This window comes from Tautonia sociabilis (genome assembly GCF_003977685.1).
GTDB classification, from domain to species: Bacteria; Planctomycetota; Planctomycetia; order Isosphaerales; family Isosphaeraceae; genus Tautonia; species Tautonia sociabilis.
In genome coordinates this window covers 18,655-27,463 of the sequence record NZ_RYZH01000071.1, presented here as the reverse complement: position 1 = coordinate 27,463, position 8,809 = coordinate 18,655, and the positions used below count along the sequence as shown (strand labels likewise).

At 69.2% G+C, this 8,809-nt stretch carries 4 protein-coding genes; 2 read left to right on the top strand and 2 right to left on the bottom strand.

Annotated elements, in window-relative coordinates:
* Window positions 1–315 precede the first annotated feature (315 nt).
* Window positions 316–477 (bottom strand): hypothetical protein, encoded by a 162-nt coding sequence (locus tag TsocGM_RS26315; protein WP_158633729.1) that lies wholly within the window; start codon window positions 475–477, stop codon window positions 316–318.
* Between the two features lie 253 nt (window positions 478–730).
* Here TsocGM_RS26315 and TsocGM_RS23510 point away from each other — a divergent pair, with 253 nt between their 5' ends.
* The gene (locus TsocGM_RS23510; RefSeq protein ID WP_158633728.1) at window positions 731–2,803 is read left to right on the top strand and encodes a thiamine pyrophosphate-binding protein; all 2,073 of its coding nucleotides are present in this window, start codon (window positions 731–733) and stop codon (window positions 2,801–2,803) included.
* Between the two features lie 267 nt (window positions 2,804–3,070).
* Here TsocGM_RS23510 and TsocGM_RS23505 read toward each other — a convergent pair whose 3' ends face one another.
* Complete coding sequence (locus TsocGM_RS23505) at window positions 3,071–5,476, bottom strand: integrin alpha (RefSeq protein ID WP_158633727.1); 2,406 nt, start codon at window positions 5,474–5,476, stop codon at window positions 3,071–3,073.
* A 449-nt stretch (window positions 5,477–5,925) separates the two neighbouring features.
* On the opposite strand from TsocGM_RS23505, the gene TsocGM_RS27395 reads away from it, so the two are divergent.
* On the top strand, window positions 5,926–8,805 hold the full coding sequence (locus TsocGM_RS27395) for a TolC family protein (protein WP_126727902.1): 2,880 nt from the start codon (window positions 5,926–5,928) through the stop codon (window positions 8,803–8,805).
* Window positions 8,806–8,809 lie beyond the last annotated feature (4 nt).

Below are 8,809 nucleotides of genomic sequence, written 5' to 3'. Positions count from 1 at the left end.
CGGGCGACGATGGTGGCGGCCATGGCGGTGGCTCCCGGAGTGTGAGGGGAGCCCCAGCATAGGCGGACGAACCGGCCCGATCTACATCATTCGTCGGTCACACCCCCAGGAAGACGACCAGAGGAGCAGCATCGCCTCGGCGGCGATGAGCATGGCGGCCGCCGCCGGGCAGAAGACCGCCAGCAGGCCGATCCCAACGTAAGGAGCCGATCACCAAGGCGAAATGGACCATCCCCGACAGGACCGAAGCGCCGAGCCATCCCCGACGCATCTCGATCGCCGATGAGGCGCCGTAGAGCGACGCGATGGCGGGGATCAGGACGATCGATCCCCGCAGGCGAGGCGGATTTCGGGTCGGATGTCGACGAGCAGGGTTCCCCGCACCGCCGTCATCAGGAAGGAGGCGATGGCGACGGAGAGCAGCAGGTCGACCACGACCGGCCGGCGGCTCCCTCGGATGGCGGGGCGGTCGAGCATGGGTCGGCTCCCGGGTCTGGACCTCGGATTCCGGAATGCGTCGTCTTCCCAAGGAGGGCGTCTTGAGAGCGGACCAGCCGGCGAACGCCGGGATGACTACACTAGAATCGTCTGAGAGGGATCGAAGGAGGAAGGGAGAGGCGGTCTCGAACCAGGACGATCGGCCGGCCCTCCCACGCTGGTCCATTGTCCGCACCGATCCCGACGCTGGCAACTCCCCATGTCGACCGACCCGGATGATCGAGCATCCGCCTTGCTGTTCGCCTACGGGACGCTCGGCCCGGCCGACGAGGCCGAGGCCAAGCGCCTCGGCTGGCGGGCCGACGCGGTCCGGGGCCGGTTGTTCGACCCGGGGCCGTATCCGGTGCTCGTCGGATGGGATGACCCGGACGCCGGCTGGGTCGAGGGGTACGTCCGGCCGGTCGATCGTCCCGAACTGGAGCAGGTGCTCGATCCGTATGAAGGGGTGGACGAGGGCCTCTTCCGCCGGGTTGAGCTGCGGACCAGGGCCGGACTCGTCGCCTGGACCTATGTCTTCCCCCATCCGGTGCCGGAAGGGGCTCGGGGTCCGCTGACCCGATGGGTCGGGCTCCGGGTCGATCCGGCTTCGATTGATTGGGGGACCCACACCGAGGAGCGTTGCGACATGGCCACCGAAACCGCCGCGCCGGGACGGGATGCCTCCCGACCGACGACGCAGCCGACGACGGTCGGCCGCTACCTGATCGATCGGCTCCAGGCCCTCGGCGTGGAGCACATCTTCGGTATCCCGGGAGACTACATCCTCAACCTCTATAAGATGCTCGACGACAGCCCGATCACGGTCGTCGGCATGACCCGGGAGGATAACGCAGGCTTCGCCGCCGACGCCTATGCCCGCGTCCGAGGTCTGGGCTGCATGGCCGTGACCTACTGCGTGGGGGGGCTGAGTGCTTGCAACAGCATCGCCGGAGCATATGCGGAGAAGTCGCCGGTGGTGGTGCTGACCGGCTCTCCGGGGCTCTCGGAACGGGAGCGGAACCCCCTGCTCCACCACAAGGTGAAGGATTTCGATACGCAGTATCAGGTCTTCAAGCAGTTCACCGCCGCCGGAACGGTGCTCAACGACCCCCTCACGGCCTTTTCGGAGATCGACCGGGTGCTCGGGGCGGCTCTGCGCTACAAGCGGCCGGTCTACATCGAGGTCCCGCGCGACATGGTCAACGCTCGTCAGGTCGTGCCGCACCCGGCCCCCGGCCCCCTGCCCCCGAGCGACCCGGATGCGCTCCGGGAGGCGCTCGACGAGGCCGAGGCGATGCTCCGGAACGCCTCGAGGCCGATGATCCTGGCGGATGTGGAGATCCACCGCTTCGGTCTGCAAGAGGAGCTGATCCGGTTCGCCGAGGAGGCGAACCTGCCGATCGCCACGACCTTGCTGGGCAAGAGCGTCATCAGCGAGGAGCACCCCCTGTTCGCCGGGGTCTATGAGGGGGCGATGGGCCGGGAGGAGGTGACCGATTACGTCGAGCGGGCCGACTGCCTGCTGATGCTCGGCTGCTTCCTCACCGACATCAACCTCGGCATCTTCACGGCCAACCTCGATCCGGCCCGCTGCATCGACGCCACGAGCGAGGATCTCCGGATCCGCCACCACCACTACCGGGAGGTCCGGCTCGACGACTTCCTGAGGGGGCTTCGGGATCGGGGGTTGCAGCTGGATCCGCCGGCGCCGCCCTCCCGGCCGACGCCGGTGCAGCCCTGGTCGGCCCGGGCCGGCGAGGCGATGACCTCCGCCCGGCTCTTTTCGAGGCTCAACCAGTTGGTCGATGAGCATTACATGGTCATCGCCGACATCGGCGACTCCCTCTTCGGTTCGGCCGATCTGAGGATCAGCCGGTCGACCGAGTTCCTCAGCCCGGCATATTACACCTCGATGGGCTTCGCCGTTCCCGCCTCGGTGGGGGCCGGGATCGCCAACCGAGATCTGCGTCCGCTGGTGATCGTCGGGGATGGCGCCTTCCAGATGACAGGCATGGAGCTGGCGACGGTCGTCCGCAACGGCCTGGCACCGATCGTCGTGGTGCTCAACAACAAGGGGTACACGACCGAGCGGTTCATCCTCGACGGCCCGTTCAACGACCTGCTGAACTGGTCGTACCACCGGATTCCCGACCTGCTTGGCTCGGGGATCGGCCTGGAGGTCCGCACCGAGGACGAGCTGGACGCCGCCCTCTCCCGGGCGGTGGCCAACACCGACAGCTTCAGCCTGATCAACGTCCACCTCGACCCGATGGACCGGAGTCCCGCCCTGGAGCGGCTGGCCGAGCGGCTGGCGGGGAGGGTCTGAGGGGCCGTCGCGGGGGATCGGGAGCGGCGATCATCCCCGTCCCCTGCGTCCCGGAGTCGCCGATCACCGGGCTCGGGGAATCAGGGGGAGATCCCGGATCCCTGGCGGTCGATCCCCGGAGAGGATTCGGCCGGGACCGACCTCGGGGCCGGACGACCCAGGACGAGGCGTTTGGACCAGGTCGGATCGCGCACGAAGCGGCCGGCCGCCTCCCGGGATCGGGGGGCGGCCGGCCTCGGTTGGGTTCTCCTCGGGCCGGAGCGGGGATTAGACCCCGCCGCGCCGGAGGTGAAGGGCGCTCACCGGGACCAGGCCTCGATTGGCCGAGCGGAAGGTCCCCAGCGGGATGCTCGCCTGGCGATGGAGGATCGGGCCGGCGATTTGCCCCACGCGGTACCGTCCCCGGGTGAAGACCCCCTTCGGCAGCGTGGAGATCCCGTCCCGCTCGGTCTGGTTCCCGGAGGAGAACGGTCGGCTCACCGCCTGGTTCGGGAAGAAGAAGTTGTGGGTCCGCTGGGCGAAGCCGGGACGGGCGAGGAACTGGCGGTACGTGGCTCCCGAGAAGGGCAGCGGCCGGTAGAAGGACAGGCCGGAGAGGGCCTCGGGGGTCGGGGTCAGCGCCTCACCGTACTGCGGGGCCGCGGCGTTGGGGGAGGGGAAGGAGAACCGAGCCGTAGGCAAGATCGGCCCAGGGATCGGCCCGGGGCCGGGGCCAGGGCCAGGCCCGGGGCCAGGCCCGGGGGCCGGGGTGGGCAGCGGCAGCAGTGCCCCCTCGACGAGCATGGCGGAGCCAAACGCCTGATAGGGCGGGGTGTCGAAGGGAGCCCCGATCAGCAGATCGCCCCGGCTGTCGAGGTCGACCGTCGTGTTGAGCTGGCTGAGTGGGCTCGATCCCGAGACGCTCGTCCCGAGGAAGCCGACGCTCCGGGGCAGCAGGAACTGAATCCCCGGCGGGACGCCGGCCGCGTCGGATGCCACCGACACCAGGCTCACCTCGGCCGGCACCGCCTGAGAGGTCCCCGCCACCAGGTAGGCCGCCCCGGACCCATTGGCGAAGCCGGGCGAGCCGATCAGGATTTCGCTCAGTTGGTCCGTGTTCACCGAGCGGACGCCGGCCACGGAGAAGCCGGCCAGGTCTCCCGGGTTGATCCCGATGAACGAGGCCGAGGGGAAGATCAGCGGGTTGAGCCCGGTGAGGGTCAGGTCCCGGTCGGCGTTCGACGGCCGGGAGGCGCCGGCGACGAGGGTCGCCCGCCCCTGGTTGTTCAGATACCCGGGGGAACCGATGAGGATGTCATCCGGCGCGAACCCGTCGTAGTTCCCCGCGGTCGAGACCGAGTAGCCGGTCAGGTCGCCGGGCTGGTCGCCAGCGAAGGTGATGCCCTCGACCAGGGTGTTGTTGACCGAGATGTTCAAGGAGTTGAGCGAAACCGTCGGGGCGACGCCCTGCGTGGTGAACTGGTTCAGCAGGTTGGCGGCGCCGTAGATGACATAGGCTCGCCCCTCATTCAAGGAGACCGCCCCCGGGCTCGACGGCGCGCCGATCAGCAACTCGGTGCCCGGGCCTTGGCCGTCGAAGTCGCCGCCCGCTCCCACCGCGAACCCCGCCCGGCTCCCGGTGGCGCCGCCGACGAAGAGGATCCCGCGGTCGTCTCCCACCGTGCCGAAGCCGGTCAGGCTGATCGTGGTCGGCGGGGAGGCGATCCGGAACTGGGCACCACTGAAGAGGAAGACCGCGCCATTGTCCACCAGGCCGACGCCGACGTCGGCCACCGGGGCGCCGATGGCGAAGTCGTTGAAGGTGTCGCCGATGACGTCGCCAGCGGCCCCCGCCGAGGCGCCGAAGCGGGCGCCGGGCAGCAGGTTGTTCAGGATGGTCGTCACCCGGACGGCCGGATTGATGTCGGCCGGTCGGTCCAGGTCGATCGTTGTCAGGCCCGGGCCGATCTCGTCGAGCAACGTGGAGCCGTAGATAATGTATCCGCGGCCGGCACTGGCATCGGCCCCGGGGGCACCGATGAAGAAGTCGGCCAGGTTATCACCGTTGATGTCCCCGAGCCCGGCGACGCTGGCGCCAAGCTCGTCGGTCTGGGTCACGCTGGTGATGAAGGTCAGGCCGTCGAAGGCGAAACCGTTGCCGCCGATCGGGCTGCTCTGGGTCGCATTGCCGAGCTGGTCGAGGTCGGCGACCCGCTCGTCCGTGGGCAGGATTGGGGGATTGACGCCGCTATCCCCCGTGTAGTTGACCAGGCCGAGGAAGTTTCGAAGGCCGACCGCGGGGTCGGCCGACCGGGAGCCGAAGACCAGGGAAACCGAGCCCGTCTGGTTCAGGGTCGAGCCAGGCAGGTTGTTGATCAGGGCCGGGGGGGTTCCCGAGATCAGGAAGTCCTCGACGCCGTCGCCATTGACGTCGCCGATCACCGAGACGTTCAGGCCGGCGTCGTTGGTATTGTTCGTGGTAGTGAATTGCACGCCGGTGGCCGTGGGCGGGACGACGAGCGGCGGCGGGGGCGCCGTGGGGAAGCCGTCGATGCTCAGGGCATCGGGACCGACATCGACGCCATTGCCCAGGTCGATGACGGACATCAGGGCGCGCTGTTCCAGCGGCGTGGGGCCGTCAAGGGCGGGGCGGTATCGGGGCCGGCGCCGGGCCGGCGGGCGGCTCAAGGGCATCGGAGACTCCTTCCTCATTCTCCAAGACCGATCGCGTCCGGGCGCGGCGGCGAAGAGTCCCGCTCGGTGTGAGGCGCCCCGCCCCGGATCCGGGGAGGGCTCCCGGTCCCGGGGGATGCCCGGGGAGGTCGGGCCGAGGCGACGACGCCGGCCCGCGCCGGTCCCCCGCGCGGTCCTTCGATTCTGCCAGGGTAGATCGGTCCTGGCTCCGGCGGGGCTCCACGGTCGGCAGGGGGGCCCCGCCACCGCTGGCGGCGTAATCGGCTCATCCCGACCGACCGGCGCGACCGATACGGAAGGCCAGAGGCGACCGGCGTCGGATCGTCGACGCGCCCGTGTCGCCGCCGGAACGTCATCGTCGGCTCGTTGTCCAGCCAGAGAGCCCCGGGGCCGGCATCGGGCCGGTCAGCCGGGCGGACCGGGGCCCCGGGAACTCGGAGGTGGGAATCGTGAGCACGTCCACGACGCGGAGGACGCCGGGCGGCCGGGCGGCCCGGCTCGCGATGGCGGCGGCGGCCCTGGTCGCGTCGCCGGGATGCACTCGGGAGTTCTTCCGCAACTGGGCGGACCAGGATGTCACGGAGGCGATTTTCGAGAAGAGCCGGGACCCCCGGTTCCGGATCGACCTGTTCACGGTGACTCCTCCGGCCCTCTCCCGGTTCGCTGACCCCTACGATCCCGACCGGCCCCCCGCCCCCCCCGACGACTACGTGGCCCAGGTGCTCAACCCCCAGCCCCAGAAGCCCGGCCACCGCCTGCTCACCCCCGCCGAGGGGACCGGCTACCTCGACCTGCTCGAGCAATGGCGGCGCGAACGCCAGTACCGCCGGCCGGTCGACGTGACCATCGATACCGGCCCCAGCGGGGGAGACCTGGCCCCGCCTCCCCCGAGCACACCCTCCCCCTTCCCGACCTCCCCGAATCGGGGGCCAGGGGCCCCGGGGATGTCGCCTATTCCAACAGATGAGGAGCTGGGCGATCCTGCCCCTCCCGACCCCCGCCGGCCCGCTCCTGACGCGGCATCAACTCCCGAACCTCTTTCCTCTCGGCCACTTCGGGATAATTCCGTGCACATAGCCTCGCTCCAGATCCCCGATCAGCCGGTGACCCCGGGTGTCGAGCCCGACCAGGGGCCGTTCGGGGCCCAGGGAGTGTCGCCGGAGGAGATCTCGGGGCTGGCGGACGAGCCGACGGAATCGGGCCGGAGCCTGATCGAGATCCTCAAGCCCGAGGCGATCGTCTTCGACGAGGCCCGGGCCGCCGGTCTGGGCGAGGAAATCGACCCCTATATCGTCGATGCCCGTCAGATTCTGACCCTCGCCCTGCAGAATAGCCGGGCGTATCAGTTCAACCTGGAGACCCTGTACCTGCAGGCGCTCCCCGTCACCCTGGAGCGCTTCCAGTTTACGCCGCAGTTCGCCGCGGGCCTCAACCCCGGCGGCCCCTCCTTCGGCGGTTTTACCGGCCCGTCCCCGGGGAACCAGTACACGTATCGGACGCTGGAGACGGGCTCGCCCGCCTCGCTCCTGAACGTCGGGGGCGTGGCCGGCTTCGGCAAGCTGCTGTCCTTCGGCACGTCGATCACCGGGAACTTCGCGAACCAGACGATCCTCAACTTCGGCGGCCCGAACGCGGTGCAGACGACCTCGCAGTCGTTCTTGCCGCTGAACGTGGTCATTCCGTTCCTCCGGGGCGGCGGCCGGGCCGTGGCGCTGGAGGGCCTGACGCAGGCCGAGCGGAACCTGCTGTACGCCGTCCGGCAATTCGCCCGGTTCCGCAAGGAGTTCTTCGTGAGCGTGTTGGCCGGCGGCTCGGTCACCGGCGGCGGCGGCGGCGATCCGACGACCGGCTACCTGAACCTGCTGTTGCAACTGCAGTCGGTGGAGAACAACACCAAGAACGTGGCGGCATATGAGCGGGTGCTCGAGGTCTTCCAGGAGCTGTCCCGCGGTGCCGCCTCGACGGTCGCCCCGCTCGACCTAGTGAACGTCGAGATCGACTTGCAGTCGCAGCGGCTGAGTCTGCTGCAGTCGAGCACCAACTACCGCAACTCGCTCGACCAGTTCAAGCAGCAGATCGGCCTGCCGCCCGACACGCCGCTGGTGCCCGACACCGAGCTGTTGCGGGGCTTCCGCCAGGTCTTCGACGAGATCGATGCCCTTGAAACCAAGCCCCGCCCGGTGCTGGAGCGGCTCGTCGAGGAGTTGCCGCCGCTGGAGGACGTGGTCATCGACGGCCGGCCGGTCATCGCCCTCTATCGCCGGGCCGCCGACATCGGCCGGCAGCGGCGGCCGATCCAGCAGCGGGTGGCCGACCGCCAGCTCGCCCGCAGCGCCGCTGAGCAGCGGATCAGCCAGTTGCAGGACCTCCTTCGGCAGATCGAGCAAGGGTTCGGCGACCCCTCGATGGAAGAGCCGACCCGGCAGCAGTTGGAGCAGGAACGCCGCATCCTCATGCAGTTCGATCCGTCCCTGGACGCCCGCGACCGCGAGGAGATCCGGCGGCTGCTGGAGCTGGAAGGGGAGATCCTGGAGGAGGCCAACGATCAGCTCGAGGATCTGCTCCGGGCGGCCGAACGGGTGGCTCTGGAAAACCGGCTCGACTTGATGAATTCCCGGGCTCAGCTTTATGATGCGTGGAGGCAGTTGGCGGTGACGGCCAACGCCCTGCAGGGGATCTTCACCGTCACGCTCTCCAACCAGTACCTCACCCCGATCGCCACCACCAACAACCCGTTCGCCTTCGACGACCAGGTCAAGCAGTTCTCGCTCCTGTTGAGGGCCGAGCTGCCGCTGATCCGGCTCCAGGAGCGCAACAGCTACCTCACGGCCGTCATCAACTACCAGCGGGCCCGGCGTTCGCTGATGCAGGTCGAAGATTCGCTGAAGAATCAGCTCCGCCAGACCATCCGCAATCTCCAGCTGCAATACCAGCAGTACGAGATTAGCAAGACGCAATACGTCGTCGCTCTTGTTACGCTGGACCAGTCGTTCCAGCGATTCCTGGAGCCGCCTCGGGGTGGAGGCGGCAGCTCCGCCGGCAGTCAGCTGGTGCTGACCCTGCTCCGCGGCCTGAACAGCGTCAACGGGGCCCAGAACAACCTGATCCGGAACTGGGTCTCCTACCAGACGATCCGCCTCGGCCTGTATCGCGACCTCGGCATCATGCCCTACGACGAGTGGGAGGCCTTCTATGAACTTTTCCCTGCAGCAAGCCCCGCAGGCCCCGGCGTCGGGGTCGGAACCGATCGTGCCACCGCTCCAGAGGTCGTCCCCGACCTCGGACTCGCACCGATCGCCGGCCCCGAGGAAGCGGTCGCCGGGCGGTAGGCTG

Bases quoted from the DNA above. Each gene is read 5' to 3' on its own strand.
- TsocGM_RS26315 (WP_158633729.1), bottom strand. From the start codon at position 477: ATGCTCGACCGCCCCGCCATCCGAGGGAGCCGCCGGCCGGTCGTGGTC.
- TsocGM_RS23505 (WP_158633727.1), bottom strand. From the start codon at position 5,476: ATGCCCTTGAGCCGCCCGCCGGCCCGGCGCCGGCCCCGATACCGCCCC.